This is a genomic window from Streptomyces mobaraensis (assembly GCF_020099395.1).
Lineage (GTDB): Bacteria > Actinomycetota > Actinomycetes > Streptomycetales > Streptomycetaceae > Streptomyces.
Genome location: NZ_CP083590.1, coordinates 604,939 through 624,719 on the forward strand (window position 1 = coordinate 604,939; position 19,781 = coordinate 624,719).

At 69.6% G+C, this 19,781-nt stretch carries 26 protein-coding genes; 9 read left to right on the plus strand and 17 right to left on the minus strand.

All coding sequences use genetic code 11. The features are described from left to right. Window positions 1–24: 24 nt before the first annotated feature. Window positions 25–651: a YigZ family protein gene (locus K7I03_RS02370; RefSeq protein WP_185942903.1), complete on the minus strand. Its 627-nt coding sequence runs from the start codon at window positions 649–651 to the stop codon at window positions 25–27. 199 nt (window positions 652–850) lie between these two features. Here K7I03_RS02370 and K7I03_RS02375 point away from each other — a divergent pair, with 199 nt between their 5' ends. The 6 genes from K7I03_RS02375 to K7I03_RS02400 all read left to right on the plus strand — a co-directional run bounded on the left by K7I03_RS02375 (window position 851) and on the right by K7I03_RS02400 (window position 8,112). Then, window positions 851–1,384, plus strand: a complete 534-nt coding sequence (locus tag K7I03_RS02375; protein ID WP_224346826.1) for a hypothetical protein — start codon at window positions 851–853, stop codon at window positions 1,382–1,384. After that, the gene (locus tag K7I03_RS02380; RefSeq protein WP_185942902.1) at window positions 1,384–2,031 is read left to right on the plus strand and encodes a hypothetical protein; all 648 of its coding nucleotides are present in this window, start codon (window positions 1,384–1,386) and stop codon (window positions 2,029–2,031) included. The genes K7I03_RS02375 and K7I03_RS02380 overlap by 1 nt, the downstream gene beginning before the upstream one ends. 3 nt (window positions 2,032–2,034) lie before the next feature. Then, window positions 2,035–6,765 (plus strand): putative T7SS-secreted protein, encoded by a 4,731-nt coding sequence (locus K7I03_RS02385; protein ID WP_185942901.1) that lies wholly within the window; start codon window positions 2,035–2,037, stop codon window positions 6,763–6,765. Between the two features lie 65 nt (window positions 6,766–6,830). Then, a complete protein-coding gene (locus tag K7I03_RS02390; RefSeq protein ID WP_185942900.1) occupies window positions 6,831–7,217 on the plus strand; it encodes a hypothetical protein in 387 nt (128 codons plus the stop codon). 26 nt (window positions 7,218–7,243) lie between these two features. Beyond that, the gene (locus K7I03_RS02395) at window positions 7,244–7,579 is read left to right on the plus strand and encodes a hypothetical protein (RefSeq protein ID WP_185942899.1); all 336 of its coding nucleotides are present in this window, start codon (window positions 7,244–7,246) and stop codon (window positions 7,577–7,579) included. A gap of 119 nt (window positions 7,580–7,698) precedes the next feature. Then, the gene (locus K7I03_RS02400; RefSeq protein ID WP_185942898.1) at window positions 7,699–8,112 is read left to right on the plus strand and encodes a CoA-binding protein; all 414 of its coding nucleotides are present in this window, start codon (window positions 7,699–7,701) and stop codon (window positions 8,110–8,112) included. Between the two features lie 87 nt (window positions 8,113–8,199). Here the strand turns inward: K7I03_RS02400 and K7I03_RS02405 are convergent, their stop codons facing one another. From K7I03_RS02405 to K7I03_RS02450, 9 genes are all read right to left on the minus strand, one after another. Beyond that, entirely contained in the window at window positions 8,200–8,862 is a 663-nt protein-coding gene (locus K7I03_RS02405; protein ID WP_185942897.1) for a class I SAM-dependent methyltransferase, read from the minus strand. A gap of 85 nt (window positions 8,863–8,947) precedes the next feature. Beyond that, window positions 8,948–9,430: a hypothetical protein gene (locus K7I03_RS02410; RefSeq protein ID WP_185942896.1), complete on the minus strand. Its 483-nt coding sequence runs from the start codon at window positions 9,428–9,430 to the stop codon at window positions 8,948–8,950. A gap of 87 nt (window positions 9,431–9,517) precedes the next feature. Further along, on the minus strand, window positions 9,518–9,742 hold the full coding sequence (locus tag K7I03_RS02415) for a DUF7848 domain-containing protein (RefSeq protein WP_185942895.1): 225 nt from the start codon (window positions 9,740–9,742) through the stop codon (window positions 9,518–9,520). Next, window positions 9,739–9,939 carry a hypothetical protein gene (locus K7I03_RS02420; RefSeq protein WP_224346827.1) on the minus strand — a complete coding sequence of 67 codons (201 nt, stop codon included), beginning with the start codon at window positions 9,937–9,939 and terminating at the stop codon, window positions 9,739–9,741. Before K7I03_RS02420 ends, K7I03_RS02415 begins: the two co-directional genes overlap by 4 nt. A gap of 11 nt (window positions 9,940–9,950) precedes the next feature. Beyond that, window positions 9,951–10,199 (minus strand): hypothetical protein, encoded by a 249-nt coding sequence (locus K7I03_RS02425; RefSeq protein WP_185942893.1) that lies wholly within the window; start codon window positions 10,197–10,199, stop codon window positions 9,951–9,953. Between the two features lie 101 nt (window positions 10,200–10,300). Next, window positions 10,301–11,149, minus strand: a complete 849-nt coding sequence (locus K7I03_RS02430; protein WP_185942892.1) for a helix-turn-helix domain-containing protein — start codon at window positions 11,147–11,149, stop codon at window positions 10,301–10,303. A gap of 14 nt (window positions 11,150–11,163) precedes the next feature. Continuing rightward, window positions 11,164–11,688, minus strand: coding sequence for a DUF6879 family protein (locus K7I03_RS02435; RefSeq protein WP_185942891.1), 525 nt, complete (start codon window positions 11,686–11,688; stop codon window positions 11,164–11,166). 967 nt (window positions 11,689–12,655) lie between these two features. Continuing rightward, window positions 12,656–13,090, minus strand: a complete 435-nt coding sequence (locus K7I03_RS02445; protein ID WP_185942890.1) for an ML domain-containing protein — start codon at window positions 13,088–13,090, stop codon at window positions 12,656–12,658. A gap of 121 nt (window positions 13,091–13,211) precedes the next feature. After that, on the minus strand, window positions 13,212–13,529 hold the full coding sequence (locus K7I03_RS02450; protein WP_185942889.1) for an HNH endonuclease: 318 nt from the start codon (window positions 13,527–13,529) through the stop codon (window positions 13,212–13,214). A gap of 55 nt (window positions 13,530–13,584) precedes the next feature. Between K7I03_RS02450 and K7I03_RS02455 the strand changes: the two genes are divergently transcribed. Beyond that, complete coding sequence (locus K7I03_RS02455) at window positions 13,585–13,854, plus strand: hypothetical protein (RefSeq protein ID WP_185942888.1); 270 nt, start codon at window positions 13,585–13,587, stop codon at window positions 13,852–13,854. A 462-nt stretch (window positions 13,855–14,316) separates the two neighbouring features. On the opposite strand, the gene K7I03_RS33710 is transcribed toward K7I03_RS02455, so the two are convergent. From K7I03_RS33710 to K7I03_RS02475, 5 genes are all read right to left on the minus strand, one after another. Beyond that, window positions 14,317–14,439 carry a hypothetical protein gene (locus K7I03_RS33710; protein ID WP_260630220.1) on the minus strand — a complete coding sequence of 41 codons (123 nt, stop codon included), beginning with the start codon at window positions 14,437–14,439 and terminating at the stop codon, window positions 14,317–14,319. 36 nt (window positions 14,440–14,475) lie between these two features. Further along, complete coding sequence (locus K7I03_RS02460) at window positions 14,476–14,793, minus strand: hypothetical protein (protein ID WP_185942887.1); 318 nt, start codon at window positions 14,791–14,793, stop codon at window positions 14,476–14,478. Between the two features lie 20 nt (window positions 14,794–14,813). Further along, window positions 14,814–15,155, minus strand: coding sequence for a helix-turn-helix domain-containing protein (locus K7I03_RS02465; RefSeq protein WP_185942886.1), 342 nt, complete (start codon window positions 15,153–15,155; stop codon window positions 14,814–14,816). 174 nt (window positions 15,156–15,329) lie between these two features. Next, window positions 15,330–16,511 (minus strand): recombinase family protein, encoded by a 1,182-nt coding sequence (locus tag K7I03_RS02470; protein ID WP_221902968.1) that lies wholly within the window; start codon window positions 16,509–16,511, stop codon window positions 15,330–15,332. Between the two features lie 32 nt (window positions 16,512–16,543). Next, window positions 16,544–16,957: a recombinase family protein gene (locus tag K7I03_RS02475; protein ID WP_185942884.1), complete on the minus strand. Its 414-nt coding sequence runs from the start codon at window positions 16,955–16,957 to the stop codon at window positions 16,544–16,546. Between the two features lie 128 nt (window positions 16,958–17,085). Here K7I03_RS02475 and K7I03_RS02480 point away from each other — a divergent pair, with 128 nt between their 5' ends. Further along, window positions 17,086–17,601: a GNAT family N-acetyltransferase gene (locus tag K7I03_RS02480; protein ID WP_185942883.1), complete on the plus strand. Its 516-nt coding sequence runs from the start codon at window positions 17,086–17,088 to the stop codon at window positions 17,599–17,601. A 19-nt stretch (window positions 17,602–17,620) separates the two neighbouring features. Here the strand turns inward: K7I03_RS02480 and K7I03_RS02485 are convergent, their stop codons facing one another. Further along, on the minus strand, window positions 17,621–18,172 hold the full coding sequence (locus K7I03_RS02485; RefSeq protein ID WP_185942940.1) for a YbaK/EbsC family protein: 552 nt from the start codon (window positions 18,170–18,172) through the stop codon (window positions 17,621–17,623). A gap of 31 nt (window positions 18,173–18,203) precedes the next feature. Then, complete coding sequence (locus tag K7I03_RS02490; RefSeq protein WP_185942882.1) at window positions 18,204–18,824, minus strand: helix-turn-helix domain-containing protein; 621 nt, start codon at window positions 18,822–18,824, stop codon at window positions 18,204–18,206. A gap of 95 nt (window positions 18,825–18,919) precedes the next feature. On the opposite strand from K7I03_RS02490, the gene K7I03_RS02495 reads away from it, so the two are divergent. After that, window positions 18,920–19,780 (plus strand): EamA family transporter, encoded by an 861-nt coding sequence (locus K7I03_RS02495; protein WP_185942881.1) that lies wholly within the window; start codon window positions 18,920–18,922, stop codon window positions 19,778–19,780. Window position 19,781: the final 1 nt, after the last annotated feature.

Below are 19,781 nucleotides of genomic sequence, written 5' to 3' on the forward strand. Positions count from 1 at the left end.
CGAGGAGGCCCGTCCCGACGGCGGCTACGCCTCCCCGTACGCCTCGGCCCCGAGCTCCAGCACCGCCGTCCCGGCCGTGGCGTCGGCGAGCCAGGCCCGGAAGGCGTCCACGTCGGAGTCCGGCAGCCCGATCCCGATCGTCACGCCCGCCCCGTACGACACCTCGCGCACCGTGCGCCCGGACGCCCGCAGCTCGTTCTCCAGCTTTCCGGCGCGCTGGTGGTCGACGGTGACGGTGGCGAGCCGGTACCGCCTGCGCGTCACCGTCCCCAGCACGTCGAGCGCCTCGCCGACCGCTCCCCCGTAGGCGCGGATCAGCCCGCCCGCCCCGAGCTTGATCCCGCCGAAGTACCGGGTGACGACCGCGACGACATACCGCATCTCCCGGCGCACCAGCATCTGCAGCATCGGCACCCCGGCCGTGCCCCCGGGCTCCCCGTCGTCACTGGCCTTCTGCACCGACCCGTCGGCCCCGAGGACGTACGCGAAGCAGTGGTGCCGCGCCGTCGGATGCTCCTTGCGGACGCGCGCGATGAACGCCTGCGCCTCCTCCTCCGTGGCGGCGGGCGCGAGCGCGCAGAGGAAGCGCGACCTGCTGATCTCGATCTCGTGCACCCCTTCACGGGCCACGGTCCGATACGCGTCCTGCATCCTGCCCTTTCCCGGCCGACGGCTCCGACCTGCCGAAACAGGCTATACGAGCGTCCTGCCGGCCGCTGCTGCGAGCGGCCCGGGAGCGGACGGGCCGGGAGTGGCCCGCGGGTCCGGCGAAACCACCGGTCCGCGGGACGCGTCCTGTTCTACGGTAGACACCGCATGCCAACGGGCTTTTGTGACGGGGGTGTTGAGGGTGGCTGATGGGAACGCTCTGGCGGCTCGGATCGCCGAACGCCGGGCCGGGACGGGTGATCCACAGGCCCTGGTGGGCGAGTTCCGGCGGTCGGTGGTGCTGGTGCCCATGACGGCCGGCGGGCTGTGGACCCAGGCGTTCGGCGGGGTGCGGTGGATCATCGGTTTCACGGACGAGGCCGCCCTGGCCCGGTTCGCCCGGGTACGGGACGCGGGGGCGGCCGGGGTACGGGACGCCGGGGCCGGGCTTGCCGGGAGCCGGCCGTGGGAGTACGCGGCGCTGCGCGGCGCCCGGCTGCTGGACGAGATCGTCCCGTTGATGGGGTGCCCGGCGGGGGTGGCCGTCGACATCGCCGATCCGGAGGGGGCGATGCTGTTCCCGCCCGTGACCGGCATCGTTCCTGAGGCGGTCGCCGTAGACGCGGTCGCCGTCGACGTAGTCACCGACGACCCGCTCCCCCGGCGCGGGCCCGCGCCGGAGTCCGCCAGCGTTCCGAGCGCCCGGCGCGGTACGGGCGAGGGCGGTGGGGGTTGATGGGCGGGGGCGGGGCGGACCTGAGGGTCGATCCGGAGGACGTCGGGCGCATCACCCGGGGTCTGCGGTCGGCGGTGAGCGAGCTGAAGGGGGCCGGCGGCGGTACGGGGGCCGTGCTCGGCAAGGGGCTGGCCGATCTGTCGATGACCGGGATGGAGGCCGGGCACCACGGCCTGTCCAAGGACTTCGAGGACTTCTGCGAGCGGTGGGACTGGGGTGTGCGGGCGCTGGTCCAGGACGCCAACGCCATCGCGGAGCGGCTGGGTCTGGCGGCCGGCAAGCACTGGGAGGAGGACCGGTACATCGAGGGCGCGTTGAAGGTCGGGCTGAACTCGGTGGTGGGCAATCCCCACGCCTCGGAGGAGGAGATCACCAAAAAGAGCTGGGGGGACGTGGCCACGCCCGGCTTCCTGCATCCGGACTACAGCGGTGCGTCGTTCGGCAAGGCACGTGACGACATCGCGCGGAATTGGAAGGACACCGGACGGGCGCTGGTGACGGAAGGGACCGGCGGCATGCGTTCCCGGGTGCTGAACAAGCTGCTCGGCGTCGACCAGGACAGCTTCGACCGTGGAGTGGACGAGGCGTTCGGCCCGTCCCCCGAGGAGCGAGCCCGACAAGGCGACGGCGGGAACGGGGGCGGCTGAGCCGTGGGCTTCAAGGACTTCATCAAGGACGTCACCCCCGACTGCGTCGAGGACGTGGTCGAGGAGGGGACCGAGTGGCTGGGCGACCGGGTCGAGGACGTCGGGAACTGGACGGCGGACCGGCTGGAGGACGCGGGCTGGGACTCGGGCGCGGACTGGGTGCGCGAGCGGTCGCGTTCGCTGGCGAACCGGATGGGCGCCGAGACCGACGAGATGGATCTCGGTCAGACCGAGGACAAGGCGAAGCTCGTCTACGGCAGCCCGTCGAAGATCCGGGCCACCGCCTCCCGCCTGCGGCGGATGCACACGGCGTTCGACGACGTCGGCAAGGGGCTGCGGGGTCTGGACTCCGCGCACCTGCGGGGCAGGACGGCGGACGCGTTCCGGGAGTCGGTGTCGGTGGAGCCGCCGAAGTGGTTCAAGGGCGCGGACGCCTTCGAGAAGGCGGCCGGCGCTCTGGATTCGTTCGCCGGGACGGTGGAGTGGGCGCAGGGGCAGGCGCAGGCCGCGGTGGAGAAGTGGAAGGCCGGCTTGAAGGCGTCGCAGGAGGCGCGGGAGGCGCACCGGGAGAAGGTGGCGGCGTACAACAAGGCCGCCGAGCACTATAACGCCCAGCCCGCCGACCGGCGTGACCCTGCCTCGCTGCCTCCGAAGCCGGGGGAGTTCACGGATCCGGGGGCGGCGCGGATGAAGGAGGCGCAGGAGATCCTGGCCGAGGCGCGGCGGCAGCGCAACGCGGCGGCGGAGACGGCGCGGGCCGCGGTGCGGGCGGCGCGGGACGCGGCCCCACCGAAGCCGTCCTACGGTGAGCAGGCCATGGACGGGGTGCGGGAAGTGCCGGTCATGGTCGACCACTTCGAGGGTGGTGTCCTCAAGGGCACGGCGGGGCTGCTGAACTTCGTCCGCAGCGTCAACCCCACGGACCCGTACAACGTCACGCACCCGGCCGAGTACCTCACCGGTCTCAACGGCACCGCGACCGGCCTCCTCCAGGTCGCCAACGACCCCTGGGGCGCGGGTGGTCGGATGATCTCCGACTTCGCGAAGGACCCCTCGGAGGGCCTGGGGCGCCTTGCCCCGGACGTGCTCCTGACCGCGGCCACGGGCGGCGCGGGGGCCGGGGTCAAGGCCGCGCGGGTCGCGAAGGAGGGCGCGGAACTGGCCGCCGACGCCGGCCGCGCCCGCGGCCTGCTGGAGAAGACGCCGGAGGGTACGCACGGCCGGCCCGGCCGTGAGCGCGTCACCCAGGGCACGGACCCCGTCGACCTGGCCTCGGGGCGGATGTTCCTGCCGCAGACGGACGTGGTGCTGGACGGGGACCTGCCGCTGGTGTTCACCCGCCGGGTGGAGTCGGGGTACACGGTCGGCCGCTTCTTCGGCCCTTCCTGGTCGTCGACGGTCGACGAGCGCCTCGAGATCGACGCGGCCGGCGTCGTCCACGTCACCGCCGACGGCCTGCTGCTCGCCTACCCGCACCCGGTCCCGGGCGTCCCGACGCTGCCGCCGACGGGAACGTGCCGCCGCACGCTCGCGCGGGACGCGGCCGGGGACTACGCGGTCACCGACCCGGACACCGGCCTTGTCCGGCACTTCCCCGGTCCGGCCGACGCGCGGCCCGGTGGTGACGGCGTGGCGTGGCTGGCCGAGACCGCCGACCTCAACGGCAACAGGATCACCATCGACCGCACGGCCGACGGCACCCCGCTGGCCCTGGTGCACTCGGCGGGCCGGCACCTCGCCGTCAGCGTCACCGAAGGCCGGATCACGGCCCTGGCCCTGGCCGGGGCGGACGGGAACGGCGGCGACCGCACCCTGATGTGCTACGGCTACGACGCCGGCGACCTGACGACCGTCACCAAACCGTCCGGCGCCACCCTCGCGTTCACCTACGACGAGCGCCACCGCGTCACGTCCTGGACCGACTCCAACGGCAGCCGCTACACCTACGCCTACGACGCGTCCGACCGGACGGTGGCGGAAGGCGGCGAGGCGGGCCACCTCACCGTCACCCTCGCCTACGGCGACCCGGACCCCGCCACCGGCCACCGCGTCACCACCCTGACCACGGCCGACGGCCACACCACCCGCCACCTCATCGGCGACGGCTGCCGCGTCCTGGCCACCACCGACCCCCTCGGCCACACCACCCGCTTCACCTACGACCGACGCGGCAACCTCCTCACCCACACCGATCCCCTCAACCACACCACCACCTACACCTACGACCACCACCGCCGCCTCACCACCGTCACCCGCCCCGACGGCAGCGCCTCCCACGTCGAACGCGACGAGGCAGGCCGCATCACCCGTCTCACCGAACCCGACGGCGCCACCTGGCACCAGGAATATGACGCCCACGGCAACCGCACCGCCCTCACCGACCCCGCCGGTCACACCACCCGCTACGCCTACGACGCGTCGGGCCGGCTGACGGGCATCACGGACGCGCTCGGCGCGGTCACCACCGTCCGCTGCGACGCCGCGGGGCTGCCGCTCGCGGTGACGGACCCCCTCGGCGGCACCACACGCTACGACCGCGACGCCTTCGGCCGCCCGGTGCGCATCACCGACCCCCTCGGGGCGACCACCACGCTCCACTGGACGGCGGACGGCGACCTCGCCCGGCGCACCGCACCGGACGGCACGAGCGAGTCGTGGACGTACGACGGCGAGGGCAACCGCACCAGTCACACGGACGCCGCCGGCCACACCACGCGCTTCGAGTACACCCACTTCGACCTCCTCGCGGCCCGCACCGAACCGGACGGCGCCCGCTACGAGTTCGTCCACGACACACAGTTACGCCTCACGCGGGTGACCAACCCGCAAGGCCTGACCTGGACCTACACCTACGACGAGGCCGGCCGCCTCATCGCCGAGACCGACTTCGACGGCCGCACCACCGGCTACGCACACGACGCGGCCGGGCAGCTCACCGCCCGCGTGAGCCCGCTCGGCGAGTCGATCCGCTACGCCTACGACGCGCTGGGCCGGCCGACCCGCAAAGACGCCGAAGGCCGGCTCACCACCTACGCCTACGACCCGGCCGGCCGGCTGGTGCGGGCCACGGGCCCGGACGGCGAACTCCTGCGCCGGTACGACCGCTGCGGCCGCCTGACAACCGAACTGTCCGACGGCCGGGCCACCACCTACGCGTACGACGCCACGGGCCGCCGTACCCGCCGCACCACACCCACCGGCCACATCACCACGTACGCCTACGACGCGGCCGGCCGGGCCCGCGAACTGTCCACCGGCGGCCGGCGGATCACCTTCACCCACGACGCCGCCGGCCGCGAAACCCACCGCACCGTGGCCGGCACCCTGTCCCTGACCTCGGCATGGGACACCACAGGCCGCCTGACCACCCACCACCTCACCGCCGACGGCCGCACCCTCAACCACCGCACGTACACCTACCGCCCCGACGGCTACCTCACCGCCCTCCACGACACCCTGCGCGGCGCTACCCGCTTCACCCTCGACGCGACCGGCCGGGTCACCGACGTCACCGCCGAGAACGGGCACGAGCGCTACAGCTACGACGCGGCGGGCAACCAAACCCACGCCGGCTGGCCGAACCACCACCCCGACACCACGGCCACCGGCCCGCGCGCGTACACCGGCACCACCATCACCCGCGCGGGCCGCGTCCGCTACGACCACGACGCGGCCGGCCGCATGGTGCTGCGCCGCAAGAACCGCCTGTCGAGGAAACCGGACACCTGGCGCTACACATGGGACCCGGAGGACCGCCTCACCGCCGTCACCACCCCGGACGGCACCCGCTGGCGCTACCGCTACGACCCCTTGGGCCGCCGCACGGCGAAACAGCGCCTGGCCGAAGACGGCCACACCGTACGGGAGGAAACCCACTTCACCTGGGACGGCACCACCCTCTGCGAACAGACGACGACGTCCCCCGCCCTCCCCCACCCGGTAGCCCTCACCTGGGACCACCAGGGCCTCCACCCCCTCGCCCAAACGGAACGCATCCTCCACGACCAACAGGCGGTGGACGAACGCTTCTTCGCCATGGCCACCGACCTCCTGGGCACCCCGACCGAACTCGTCGACGACACCGGCACCCTCGCCTGGCACACCCGCACCACCCTCTGGGGCACCACCACCTGGCCCACCACCAGCACCACGTACACCCCCCTCCGCTTCCCCGGCCAGTACCACGACCCGGAAACCGGCCTCCACTACAACCTCCACCGCCACTACGACCCCGAAACAGCCCGCTACCTCACCCCAGACCCCCTCGGCCTCCCCCCGGCCCCGAACCCGGCGACGTACGTCCACAACCCGCACATCTGCGCGGACCCACTCGGGCTGATGCCCTACGATCGCACCAACAAGGCCAATGGTGGCCGACTGGCGCAGGAGTCCGGCGACGCTTACGAAGCGGACCTCCAACAGCAACTCGGGGGCGGCGGAGGCTTCAAGGAGGGGAAGCGGCAATTCGACGGCGCTTTCATCGACAGCACCACCGGCCGCGGCACGTGGTACGAGGCGAAGTCCGGAAGGTTCTGGGAGGACACGCTGGCCGATCCCAAACGTATGGAGAAATTCAAGGGGGTCGAAGGGGAGAAGCTAGCTATAGCCCGGGATCGGGGCATCGACTACCGCATCATCTCCGAGAACCCCATCCCTCCGGAATTCACCTCGTGGTTCGAGAAGAAAGGGATCCCGTGGCAAGTCGTCCCGAGGTCCCGGCCATACACGCCATAGAGTCCGCACAGACCAGCCGATAGGCAGTCAACTACTCAAGGAAACACAGCAAGAAGGGAGTCACCATGGGGCTGTGCCTGTTTCCGGCCGACGGGGAGGTCGACGGACCGGAAGCGTGCTTCTCATACGGAGGGTTCGCTCAGTTTCGTCGACGGCTCGCCCTTGCCGAACAGATCCGCCTCGAAGAGATGCAAGGATTCGGAGGGGACCGGTCATGGAATGACATCGCCACGGCCTTCGAACCGTTGCTCAACCACCCGGACGATCACGGGAGATCACTCACACCCGATGAGTGCCGGGCGTTCCTGCCGCGACTTGAGGCCGTACTGGCCGAGTGGACGGAAACGGAACCGCAGGAGCCTGAACTCAGAGAGCACATCGCTGATGCTCGCGACCTCATCGCGGTTCTGCAGGTCTGCGTGCAAAAGAACGTCGAGCTGAGCTTTCTTTGACGTGACAGACCCACTACTGGATCCGGATGGGGACCACAGAGCTGAACGGATGGCTGAAGCGCGAAAACCTCAAGGGCTTCCTTGTCGCGCTGTCACACATCGTCGAGTACGACTTCGGTCACTTGGACTGGGACGCCTTCGAATCCGGGCTTTCCTCGGGAGACGACAGCGGCTGGTTCGTCTACCCGCTGGTCGGGCGGTCCACGGTCGAAGTCGCTGTTTCCCATGCGGTGGAGGAGGGAGACAGCGACCTCAAGGTCTCGATCCCGTGCGACGATCCCTGCCTCGGCAAGCAGATCCGGGTGGCGTGGATGATTTTCAACCGCTTCGACGTTTCGCCGGATGTCGACCTGTTGGACTGAGCCGTCACGCGAGTCCTCCCCTCAGGGAGCACCCGGTACCGCTGTCGGAGCACGACGCGGTACCTGCCTGCGGGCTCACCGGCAGGAATGTCCACGCCCCCGCCACCGTTATCCGGGGCATGTACGCGGACCCCGGCACCATCAAGAAGATCCTCCAAGAGACCGGCGACACCTGGGCGGTGGTCGGCCTTTCGAACAACACGCGGCGCGCCGCCTACGGCGTGGCGGAAGTGCTCCGCCAGTACGGCAAACGCGTGGTGCCCGTGCACCCCAAGGCGGAGTTCGTGGGTGGGGAGCAGGGATACGCGTCGTTGGCCGAGGTGCCGTTTCCCGTGGACGTCGTGGACGTGTTCGTACGGTCGGAGCTCGCGGGTACCGTCGCGGACGAGGCCGTGGCGGTCGGCGCGAAGGCGGTCTGGTTCCAGCTCGGTGTCGTCGACGAGGAGGCGTACGAGCGGACGCGTGGAGCCGGGCTGGACATGGTCATGGACCGCTGTCCGGCGATTGAACTTAAGTCCCTAGGTTATCGCTAGCCCGATGCCCGGAGGCGCGGGCCTCCGGGCAGGTGAGCAGACGGCCCGCCCGCGCGCTGCGGCGAGAGCCCCAAGGCTGGACAGCGATCACTTCGCCACTGCCCGCACGATCAGCGTGCCGATGTGGCCGGGCTTCGGCGCCTCAATGATCTTTGCGTCGACTTCCGCGAAGCCCGCGTTCAGTGCGAGGTTCTGCCACTTCCGGGGCGTGTGGCTGTACCGGTAGGTATACATGGCCTTCCCGGCGAACCCGCCCTTGTACATCCCCTGAGGGCCGTAAGCGCCCGGGATGGCCGGCGGCTGGGAGAAGACGAGTACGCCCCCGGGATTCAGCCGCGAGGCGATCAGGGGGAACAGCTTGGCCGGGTCGGTGAACCAGACGGCTCCGAAAATCGAGTAGACGGCGTCATAGGTCCCCGGGCTCGCGCTCAGGTGCTCCAGTACCTCGGCGCAGACGAACCGCGCTCCCAGCGGTCCCCAGCGTTCCGTAGTCTGCGCGACCATGACCGGTGACAGATCGACCCCGGTCGCCTTCACGCCCTGCTGGGCGAGGTAGGCCAGGGCACGCCCCGTGCCGCATCCGATCTCCAGGGCGGATTCCGGAGTACCGAGCAGTTCGGGGCCCGGCCCGTGGTCGGTGTACTGCGTCCAGCGGAAAACGGGCTCGGAGTCGGACACGTCCCCCTTGGTGCTTCGAGCGTAGATGTCCCACAGCTCGCGCTCTGCGTCGATGTCGTGTCGTGCTGGCAACTGGCTTCCTCGGTGGTGGGAGTTGATGCGCCATTGCCCCTGTCCTCCGGAGAGCGAGGGCAGGGGCAGGCACTCTGGTACCGGATCAGTGGCTGTCGGGAACCTTGTCGTCGCACGGGGAGCAGTCGGAGGCGTCCACCGACCACAGTTCCTCGTCGACGGCGAAGCCGTTGCGCCGGATGATCTCGGCCGTGCGCATGACGGTGCCGTCGCGGCGGCGCTCGATCAGGGGAGCGTGGTGCTTGTAGACGCCGCCGTTGTACTCCTCGCACAGGGCGAAGTACAGCGGGGTGTCGAGGATGAGCTGGTGAACACCAAGGTCCACGGTGTAGCCGACGCCCATGTCGGTGCCGGGGTTCTCCATGGCGGTGATCAGATAGGCGATGCCCTGGCCGAGGACGCGTTCCGCCAGACTACGCACCGCGACGCTGTCGCGGAGCAGGAGCCGCACCTCTCGTTCCCACAGGTCGGGCACACCGACGTCCGTGACGAGTTGGGGCACGCGCTCCCCCACCTGGTTGAGGATGAGGCGCGGATCACGGGTCCGCGTCCGGACTGCTGTGCTCATAGTGCGGTCTCCTCCTGTTTGGGAAGGTTGCTGCACTTGCCGACCCTCTCGGGCGTGACCGATCGCGGCCACGACCGGGGTGGGACTTCACTCCGCGCGCACGACCATCTCAAAACTGGTCCGGATGCGGCGGAAGCCTCTGTGGTTGCTGCGGCCTGTGTGCTCCATGCACGCCAGGTCGACGGCCTTGGAGTCAATGGACGGCGTGGCGGACCAGCCGCAGTGCAGGCACTCGGCCTCGTGGGTCACGTCGGTGTCGGGGTGTTCGACGATCTTGTGGATCACATGGCGATACGTCGTTCTGGCATTCACGGCAGCCACCGTCGGCGCTCGTTCAGCTCTTGCGCCTTCGCCCGCAGCTCCTCCAAGGTGCCGGCGGGCCGAACGTCGCTCGGGGCCGCTTCCCACTCCCTGCCGCCATGCGGCGGTCTCAGGAAGATCCGCCCGGCGAGCTGCCCCATGACCGTGCCCACACGGTCCCGCTTGATGTCCAGTACAAGCGATCCCACTTCGGGCGCGCTCACCGAACCACTCCGCCTACGGGCGCTTCGCACCCGGCGAGGATCACAGCGGCCAAGCGCTCCGCGGTCTCCGGGTTCACCCTGCCGAGGTGGGTCAGCTCGGGCATGGCGGCGTCTCGGCGGAGGGACGGGATCACGATCCCCGCCCGGTCGAGAGCGGACCGCAAGGAGGCGAACGCCTCGGCGGTCCGCTCTTCCCGCGTCTGCCGCCGCTTCACCGAGACCCTCTTGCTGTGCTGCGTGACCATGCCGACCCCTCGTCGCCGCTTACGCGTCGCCCTGTTCGTGGAGCGACGCTAGGAGCGGCGGGGCCCCGGCCTCAACGAAGTTCTATGAAATTCCACGCTGGTCACCCCAACGCGTCAATCGCAGCAGTGATCAGTGACCGCGCCTCCGCCCCGTGGACGGCGAGCCGGGCGTACTCGCCGAACGCCTTCAGGTACTGGCGCACCTCGGATGGAGCGGTGACGTTCACCTGAGCCGTCAGGAGTTCGACCTGGGCCTGCTCCTCGTCGTACACGCTGAACGTCTCGATCATCCACATCCGTCGCTCGGCGGAGAAGGGGATCACTCCCAGCGAGACGGACGGGAACGCCATCACGGACAGCAGGTAGCCGAGTTGCCCGGCCATCGTCGCCGCGTCGCCCACGCGGTGCCGCAGCACCGCCTCCTCGACGAGAAGCGCGAAGCGGTGATTCCCCTCGCGTATCACGTGGGAACGCGCCAGACGGGCGGCCACGGCTGCGGAAACGTCGTCCGGCGTCTCGCGGAACTCGGTGATGGACGACAGCAACGCGCGGGCGTACTCCTCCGTCTGAAGCAGGCCGGGGACGACGTTGGAACAGTAGATCCGGAACACCTGGGTCCGCTCGAAGAGCGGGACGTAGGACTCCTGGAGCCTGCGCAGCCCGGTGCGCTGCAAGCGCCGCCATTCGACGTAGGCGTTGTTCGCGTTCCGTGATGCCGCGATGATGTCCGCGGCTTGGTCTTCCGCACCGCAGGCCCGGCACCAGGCGCGGATGTCGTCGTCACTGGGCGGGGTGGTCGCGTTCTCAAGGCGCGAGACCTTGGACGCGTACCACCCCGTCCGCTCCGCGACGTCCCTGGCGTACAGCCCGGCATCCCGGCGGATCTCGCGCAGACGGTCGGCGACGGCTTTGCGTGCGGCCTCGACGCTTGAAGAGGGAGAAACGGGCATGCGCGCTGGGGTCGTCAGATCCGGTAGTCCTCGTGGGGTGTCGCCCTCTCCCACACGGCTTCGAAGGCGTCCGTGCAGAGCTTCGCGACGCTCGGTTCGTCGGTCACCTCGTCGTCGAGATAGGCGCCCTCGCCCGAGAAGTATCCGAAGCGGACCAACCGCTCGTCGAAAACCCAGAAGTCGTTACCCGGCAGCGCGAGGTCCGACGCCTTCCGGCGAGGGAGCCAACGGATCGACTCCCCTGCCGTGACATTGGTGAAGGTGCCGTCGTACAGGTACTTGGTGTACTCGCTCACCGGCTCCGAGACAACCCGGGCACGACGGATCACGACGCCCCTGTCCACGGCGGCCGACACCATGTCGAGCCAAGGCCGCCACCAGGACGCGCGGTCCTCCGGGTCATGCCGGTGACCGGCCCTCCACGCCGCGACGCGCGGGGCTTCGTCAGGGTCGTCGTAGAAGTCCCGCATCTCAAGATGGACCGCCGACCGCTTGCAGCCGGCCAACAGCTCATCGAACGGCGGCGCGCTCCGCCACATCACATGCCTCCCGAATCGCGGCCACGATGCTGAACGGCAACCGAACGATCCCCTCGTAGTCAGGGATAGGGCCCGATTTCAGGCACTCGTCCTGCGTCTTCTCGTCGGCCTTCCGGCCTTGGAACACGAGTTCCCGTGACTCCTCGTCCACCCACACCGTGGGACAGTTCGCCCCATCCGTCTCAGGGTCCTTCGAGATGAACCGTAGCGCCATGACTGCCTCAGACGAGTGGCGAGTTCTACAACCTTCCGCGACTTTCACCCTCGGGCAGACGTGCGTCAAGGGTGCCTCGTCGGGAGTGCCCGAGCGACGGGTCCAGTACGAGGCAAAAGTGCAGTTTCCCCAGCGGCGGCAAGGCCGAAGCCAGGGAAAAGGGGCGGCCTCGGGATCGCACAGAAACCGAGCTGCTGTCACGCCCCGGTCAGGGAGAATCATGATCGGGGAGCCACCCCCTGGGTTGGTCACGATCACAACGACGCGACGTCGACTCATCGCAGCTCGCGCATGAGAAGCGAGCAACGACGTTGAAGCAGCGGCGAACGCGACGATCCGCACCAGCAGGAGCGGCAGCACATCGGCCCTGCCCACCGAGGGCACATCTCAACGGGCACCAGGCCCAGGCAACACCCGGGCACGCTCGCGCACTGCACGGTTCGACAACACGACGAACAGCACAACGGCAGCACCGGGCACCCCCCTCCACACCCACCGGCCACGCGCTCCGCGCGGGCCACGTACCCACCGAGGGGTTGCGGCCCGGGGCCTCTCCCGGAAGCACCCGGGGGGGTTTCGCGCAGACCCAGGGGGGCCTACGGCACCAATGCAGTTGCTTTTGTCCTGGCCCTGGGTCTGTTCGCCCGGGAGGTACTGCGCGTGCCGACCAGTGGCATATGAGGGCACCTGCAACAACGGTGCTCCCGGTCACGTACAAGCCGTGATGGGGAGCACCGCTCACTCAGCCCGCGATCAGAAGGGTTTCTTCATGAAGTCGAACTTGAAGTCGAGGCTGAACAGATCATCGTCGTCGACGGTATAGGCGCGGACGTTCACGGTGAACTTGGCCTGCGGGGTCTCCCTGGGAAGATCCATGCCGAACGTCAGCTCCACGTTGCCGGGCATGATGGGCTCTCCACCGAGGGCCGGATCGGCAGTCAGGCTCCAGTCGGACGTGTCCCCCCTCAGCTTCTCGAACAGGTCATACCGCTTCGTGGACAGCTTGACCAGGCCCAGCTTGACCACGACGTCGATGTAGGCGCCATCAACGATCTCCTCCTGGGCGGCCGCCTTGACGGTGGCCTTCAAAGACGTGCCCGGCATCGGAGGATCCGGAGTGACCCGGATGCTCTCGATCAGCAGCGGATCCGACGCCAAGCCTGCATCTGTGTAACTCCAACCAGCCATGCGCGAAGCGTATCGGCATGACGCCGCCCAGTGATGAACATTCGCGACGGAACACGGCTATCACCCAACGGTTGGTTCGCCGCTTGTTAACAGCACCCCCCATAGGGCAACCGCATTGGGCCTACAGCGCCCCAGGGTGGGGCCTGCGACTGCGGGGTACCTCGCGGGCTTCGCGGGCCCGCTTCCGGCCGGCCGCCGCTTCCTGCGCCGTCTTACGAGCGTGGTGCCAGTGGCACAGCGACCACAGCGCCTCGGGCCGGTGGTCGTGTGGGTCGAAGCGATGGTCCACCTCGGTGGCCTCCTCGAAGCACGGCAGACCGGTGTCGTACCGGACCCACTGGCACAGGTGCGCGTCCCGCAGGAGGACGGCGGCGCGTAGCTGCGGCCAGTTACGCGGGAGCTGGGCACGGCGGGTGCTGGTGGACCAGTTGCCGCTCACCAGGCACCGCCGCGGGCCCCACGTAACCCAGGCAGCCCATCGGCGTTGACACCATATGAACAACGTCAGGCGCACACTCGCCGCCCTCGCCCTCGCGGGGGCCGTCCTGCCCTTCACCGGCACAGCTCACGCGGACGAAAACCCCGTGACGACCGTCACCGGGGGCATCCTCGGGCTGGGCGACAGCGGCGGCCAGAACCGCGACGAGTCTTCCAACCAGGCTCTCCACGTCATCGGAGATTCGTTGATGAACGGCCTGGGCAACACCTTTACCCCAGTTACAAGTATCGGGGGCATCAGCGGAGTTGGTTCCCACCTCGTCTGACACCCTCACCTCGCGGCGGAGGCCGGCACAGCGCGCCGCACAGCATGTACAGCGCCCCGCCCGGGGTCGAACCGTGGGAGGAGAGTCACCACGGGACCGCGCCAGGCGGGGCGGGTTGCAGGGCCGCGCTACGGGGCGTCGCTCCGTCTTCTGCGCACGCACGCGCGTGGCGCTCTCGGTCCTGCAACCTGATGCAGTTCGGGTTGGCACAACAGCGAAGCGGCCGGCGCAATCGTCCCGCAGGGCCGCGCCGGACACCAAGTCCAGCAAAAAGGGTGCTGTCCGTTCCTTCTTCCCCTATACACACATAAGGAAAGAAGGTACGCACAGCGCATTTCCCGCTGCCTTCTGACACCGAACGTCACCGGACAGCCACAGGCCGCCAACGAGCTTACGGTGTGCGCCCGTCCCGAAGCGCAGTGAAGCCACTGAAAGGCGCGGCCCCTCTCCGCTACAGAAGTGTCACGCCAGTGCACATGAGCGGTGCTCCACCGCCGCCGGGATCACCTTGCCCTCCGCGTCCACTGTGGTCTTGCCGCCCGCATTGATGACGGTGTTCAGCTCACGGGCGACCCGCTCCTCCACGGAGTCCGCGATGGCCTGGGCCTGCGGGATGGTGACCTAAGCCATGTAAGGCTCGATGTTGAGAGTGGAGTCCTGGGTGTCGACGTTCACGCCGTGCGTCGCATGGGTGTCGATCTTCACCGGGACGACCTTCTCGTCCAGGTTCTCCGGCACCAGGTCAACACCCCGGGCCCTGTTGCTGGCCGTGAACTTCGACGGCTTGCGCACATTTACGATGTGGCCCACACCGGCTACAAAATCGCGTTCAACATCGCGGTACACCAGAGCGGGGAGGATGATTTCCGCACGGAGTCCCGCCAGTGCAACGGCAGCGATCTTATCGGTCACGGCAATCTTGTTGCCGCCGTCAGTCACACTCAAGTGATAAGGCTCTTTCAGTGGTTGTTCGTCATGCCAGCGCGGACTCGATCAGTCACGATCTCGATCGCAACATCCCTAGCGAACCTGATCGTTTCGCGCTCCCCAGGCAGCTCGGCCCGGCGGATCTCGGCAGTAATCAAAGCGGGGCGGCTCTCGTCGTCCGCGTTGCACAGAAGGGATTCGAAGGGGATACGGAGGGCGTGCGCCAGGGTCACGAAGGATGTGAGGGAAGGGAGACGCTCACCGTTCTCCCAGCGGTAGACACGGGCACTGTCGACGCCCATACGAGCAGCGAGCTGTGGAACGGTCAGCCCCAGCTTGATCCGTCGTGCGCGAGCCTTGACGGGGTCGTACATGCGGGGTTCCTCTCGATATGTCAGAAGGCAGTCGCCCGACCAAAAGAAAGACCCCGCCTTGTCTCTTGCCGCCCAAGAAACGAGGGCGCGGACTAAAGGCGGGGCCTTCTGTACTGATTAAGTTCGGGTGGGGTACACGAGCGGGAATCAGCGGCAGCGCGTTCGGCCGCAGTCTCAGGCGGCCGCGGTGAGCCCCTGAGTCGGCGTCTCGACCCAATCGAAGACCAGCCGATCGTGGATCGGTGTCTTGTCCCCCTGCCCCTTCGAGGGCTTGAGCGTCACGCTGTTGAGTGCGCATCGCAGCAACATGCGCTTGTCGACGAGAGTCGCGCCGTCGAACATCTCGGCCAGCAGTTCGCCGTCCAGCAGCGGACCGAGGTCCGTCTGGCGGTGCAGTTCCGCCAGCTCGGCGCGCATGGCGCTGATCTGGTCGTTGAGGGCCGCCGAGAGTTGCTCGTATCGCGCGGGCTTCATGCGCCCATGCACGTAGTACGCATCGTCCAGTTCCGACGACCGCCGCTCGGCATCGTCCAGAGCGGCGGAGACCTCTCGCCGTCGCGCGCCCCGCTCCGGATCCTGGTATTCCAGCCATCGTCGGGCGATCTCGTGCAGGACCGGATCGTCGTGTTCCATGGCCGACACCCGGGCGACCCAGACCCCGGATACCGCCTCGTCCACTCGGCCGGCCTTCGTGCGTACCCCGGCGCATGCCGCCGCACCGCCTTCCATGCGCGTCCGACAGCGGTACGACTCGCCGCCCGAGACCAAGCCCACCTTGCAGTGCGGGCACAGCATGATGCCGGTCAGCATCTTGCCGGGCTGCTTGGCTCCGTGGCTTCCCTTGATGCCTCGCACTGTCCGGGACGCGAACTGCGCGCGGATCGCGTACCTCTCGCCGAGGGAGACCACGCCCGTGCCGCAGTGGACAGGGTGCCCGTCGGCTCCGATCAACGGGTCCGCCTTCCAGCCCCACTTGTCGATTGGATTCCCGTACTCGTCCGTGTGCCGTTCGCGGTGTGGCACCAGGCCCGCCCACAGCGGTGACTGGGCCATGCGGGAGATCGCGTTCGCGGACCAGTGCCGACCTGTACGGGTGGTCGCCCCGTCTGCGGTCAGAACGTGAGCGATCCTCGTACTCGCCTCGCCCCGCAACAGCGCCTCGGCGATCCGCCGGGCGGTCGGGTACTCGTCCGGATTCGGACCGACCTTGCCGTCACCAAGGTGCATCACGCCGTAAGGGGGCCTGCCGCCCGGAGCGCGCCCGATGATGCGGTGCTCGTCCAGCCCTGTCTGGACACGCAGCGCGATGTCCTTCGCTTCGTCCCGGGCCCTCTCGGAGAGGAACGCGAAGATCATGCGCCCTCCCTTGCTGGAGTCCAATGACTCGATCACCGAGACAAGGCGGGCGCGCCGTTTCTCCAGCTCGTCCAGGAGGGAGCCGACCGCGCCCATGCCCCGCCGGTCGAGCCGGTCCGTCTTCCAACGGCGAGCGTTTTGGAGAGGCCCGCCAGAACCGCTTCCTTCGCCTTCTCGAACTCGTCCCGGCGGACGTGCGCCTTGCTTGCGCTGCGCTGCTCGAACCACACATGCCGGATGCCCAGCCCTTCGGACCGGGCCCAGCGCACCACGTCCCGCAGGTGGGCCCGGAGCGTGGCCAGATCTTCCCGCTTCTTGGAACGGCGGATGTATACGTCGACGAGGTCGGCCGGAGCGCCCTCAGCAGGGCGGTCCAACCCCAGGGCGGCCAGTTCGTCCTCGGAGAAGCCCAGGGCCTTGAGAGCCCCCGAGTCTTCGCGTCTCATGTTTCTCAGCCTCTGCCGTGCGCGACGTCTTCGCACAGCAGAGGGCACCTAGGGAGTTAACCCACCGCCCTCCGGCGATCGAGATTCCCCGGCTGTCCGCGGGCGAGGGCCTCCGCTAACGTCGTTCCATGATCCAGACGACACGGGCCGCCCGTCCCGAGGACGCGGCCGAGATAGTGCGGCTGCGCCGCCTGATGTTCGCCGCCATGGACGGGCGGGACTCCCCCGGCGCGTGGGAGGCCACTGCCGAGGGGATCGTGCGGGAGCGGTTGTCGGTCCCGTCGCCGCGGCTGGGGGCGTTCGTCGTGGACGGGGATCCGGTCGACGGCACAGGCGGCGCGCCGCACCTCGCCGCGTGCGCCGTCGGGACGGTCGAGCAGCGGCTGCCGGCGCCCGGGCATCCCACCGGGCGGTTCGGGTTCGTCTTCTCCGTCTGTACGGACGACCGGTACCGGGGGCGCGGGTTCGGGCGGGCGACGACGGAGGCGCTGCTCGGCTGGTTCGCCGCGCAGGGCGTCACGCGCGTGGACCTGCACGCGACGGAGGACGCCGAACGGCTGTACCGCTCCCTGGGGTTCGCCGAGCACTCGACGGCGCTCTCCCTCGACGTCTCGCGCCCGCCCGTCCCCCGTTCCGGTCACTGAGAGCGGCACGGAGAGCGGCTCAGCCGGCCGCCACCGCCAGCCCCTCCAGCACCGTCGCCCCCGGGAGTCCGGCGAGGGCGGCCCCGGGGGCGATGAGCTTGCCGCGCCGGCTGCCGCTGCCGATGAGGACGTACGGGGACGCGACGACCGCCGCGTCGATCAACAGCGGCCAGTCGGCGGGCAGTCCGATCGGCGTGATGCCGCCGTACTCCATGCCCGTGGCCTCCAGGGCGGCGTCCATGGGCGCGAAGGACGCCTTGCGCGCCCCGAGGTGCCGCCGGACGGTGCCGTTGACGTCGACGCGCGTGTGGCCGAGGACGACGCAGGCGGCCAGGCTGCTGGCCCCGCCGCGTTTGGCCGCGACGACGACGCAGTTGGCGGACTGCTCCATCAGCCAGGGTCCGTAGTGCTCCACCAGCACGGCCGTGTCGGCTACTTCGGGTGCCGTGTCCACGTGCAGCACCTGGTCGGCGGTGCCGGGGCCGGGCCAGGCGCGGAGGGCGGCGGCGACGGGCGGTACCAGCAGGTCCAGCCGCTCGGGCGCGGGCCGGACGTCGTCGAACGCGTCCATGGGGGTCCGTTGGGTGATCATGCCGGGCACGTTAACAGCCGTCGCCGGCACGGCGGGCGGGGTCCCGGTGCGCATCCTTCCGGGCCACCGGCGGCACCGCCACCACCATCGTCATCGTGACGGGCTCCGTACCGTCGTTGCGGTACGTGTGCCGGACGTCGGCCTCGAACGCCGCCGCCGTTCCGGCGGGGACGGTGTGCTGCTCCCCGTCGACGACGAGCGTGAGCACCCCGGCGGTCACGCGGAGCAGTTCGACGGTGCCGGCGGGGTGCGGGTCGGAGGCGCTCTCGTCGCCGGGTTCGACCCGCCAGTCCCACATCTCCAGCGGCCCGGGGCTCTCGGCGCCGATCAGCAGGGACGTGTGGCTGCCGGCCCCGGTGGACCACATCTGTACGGCCTCGCCCTCCGGGACGAGCCGGACGCGCGGGCCGTGTTCGTAGTCGAGCAGCGTGGTGATGCTGATGCCGAGGGCGTCGGCGAGCTTGACGGTGGTGCCGACGCTGGGGTTGGTCCGCGCCTGTTCGATCTGGATGATCATGCCGCGGCTCACGCCGGAGCGGGCGGCGAGGGCGTCGAGGGTGAAGTTCCGTTCGGCGCGCCAGTGTTTGAGGTTCCGGGCGAGCGACTGCGTGAGCTGGTCGAGGTCCGTCACGTTCCATCCAATATCTTCGATGACGCGGTTCAGTGCAGTGAACTACAGTGTGCCCGTTCGCGTCATTCACTGTACTGCACTGCGAGGTTCACCCCATGACACCGATCTTCGCCCTGGCCACCAGCCTCCTGTGGGGGCTGGCCGACTTCGGCGGCGGCCTCCTGACCCGCCGTATCCCGGCTCTGACGGTGGTCGTGGTCTCGCAGATACTGGCCCTGACCGCGCTGGGCACGATCGTCGTCGCCACCGGCGGCTGGTCGGAGGCCGGACCGCGGCTGTGGTTCGCGGTGGGCGCGGGGGTGATCGGCCCGGTGGCCATGCTCTTCTTCTACCGGGCGCTGGCGCAGGGCCCGATGGGCGTCGTCGCCCCGGTCGCCGCGCTCGGCGGCGTGCTCGTGCCGCTCGGCGTCGGCCTCGCGGCCGGCGAACGGCCCGGCGTGCTCCAGGTCGCGGGCATCGTGGTCGCGGTGGCCGGCGTGGTCCTCGCGAGCGGTCCGGGCGGCGGCGCGGTACGGCGGCAGACGCTGCTGCTGACGCTCGTCGCGGCGTTCGGCTTCGGCACGGTGATGGCCCTGATCGCCGAGGCGTCCCACACCCTGACCGGCCTGTTCCTCGCGCTGTTCGTACAGCGGCTGTGCAATGTGCTCGTCGGCGGCGGCACCCTGCTCGTCTCCGCGCGGCGCGGCGGCGCGGTGCTCCCGGAGGGCGGCCGGAGCGCCCTGCTGCCCGCCCTGCCCGCGCTGGCCTTCGTCGGACTGGCCGACGTGGCCGCCAACGGCACCTACAACCTGGCGGCTCACAGCGGCCCGGTCACCGTCGCGGCCGTCCTCGCGTCGCTCTATCCGGTGGTGACGGCCCTGACCGCGCGCGGCGTGCTCAACGAGCGGCTGCGTTCGGTGCAGGCGTCGGGCGCGGGACTGGCGCTGGTCGGCACGGTGTTGCTCGCGACGGGCTGAG

Coding starts and splice junctions, on each gene's coding strand:
- K7I03_RS02370 (WP_185942903.1), bottom strand. CDS start 651: ATGCAGGACGCGTATCGGACCGTGGCCCGTGAAGGGGTGCACGAGATC.
- K7I03_RS02380 (WP_185942902.1), top strand. CDS start 1,384: ATGGGCGGGGGCGGGGCGGACCTGAGGGTCGATCCGGAGGACGTCGGG.
- K7I03_RS02390 (WP_185942900.1), top strand. CDS start 6,831: ATGGGGCTGTGCCTGTTTCCGGCCGACGGGGAGGTCGACGGACCGGAA.
- K7I03_RS02395 (WP_185942899.1), top strand. CDS start 7,244: ATGGGGACCACAGAGCTGAACGGATGGCTGAAGCGCGAAAACCTCAAG.
- K7I03_RS02400 (WP_185942898.1), top strand. CDS start 7,699: ATGTACGCGGACCCCGGCACCATCAAGAAGATCCTCCAAGAGACCGGC.
- K7I03_RS02410 (WP_185942896.1), bottom strand. CDS start 9,430: ATGAGCACAGCAGTCCGGACGCGGACCCGTGATCCGCGCCTCATCCTC.
- K7I03_RS02425 (WP_185942893.1), bottom strand. CDS start 10,199: ATGGTCACGCAGCACAGCAAGAGGGTCTCGGTGAAGCGGCGGCAGACG.
- K7I03_RS02430 (WP_185942892.1), bottom strand. CDS start 11,149: ATGCCCGTTTCTCCCTCTTCAAGCGTCGAGGCCGCACGCAAAGCCGTC.
- K7I03_RS02435 (WP_185942891.1), bottom strand. CDS start 11,688: ATGTGGCGGAGCGCGCCGCCGTTCGATGAGCTGTTGGCCGGCTGCAAG.
- K7I03_RS02445 (WP_185942890.1), bottom strand. CDS start 13,090: ATGGCTGGTTGGAGTTACACAGATGCAGGCTTGGCGTCGGATCCGCTG.
- K7I03_RS02455 (WP_185942888.1), top strand. CDS start 13,585: ATGAACAACGTCAGGCGCACACTCGCCGCCCTCGCCCTCGCGGGGGCC.
- K7I03_RS02465 (WP_185942886.1), bottom strand. CDS start 15,155: ATGTACGACCCCGTCAAGGCTCGCGCACGACGGATCAAGCTGGGGCTG.
- K7I03_RS02470 (WP_221902968.1), bottom strand. CDS start 16,511: ATGATCTTCGCGTTCCTCTCCGAGAGGGCCCGGGACGAAGCGAAGGAC.
- K7I03_RS02475 (WP_185942884.1), bottom strand. CDS start 16,957: ATGAGACGCGAAGACTCGGGGGCTCTCAAGGCCCTGGGCTTCTCCGAG.
- K7I03_RS02480 (WP_185942883.1), top strand. CDS start 17,086: ATGATCCAGACGACACGGGCCGCCCGTCCCGAGGACGCGGCCGAGATA.
- K7I03_RS02485 (WP_185942940.1), bottom strand. CDS start 18,172: ATGGACGCGTTCGACGACGTCCGGCCCGCGCCCGAGCGGCTGGACCTG.
- K7I03_RS02495 (WP_185942881.1), top strand. CDS start 18,920: ATGACACCGATCTTCGCCCTGGCCACCAGCCTCCTGTGGGGGCTGGCC.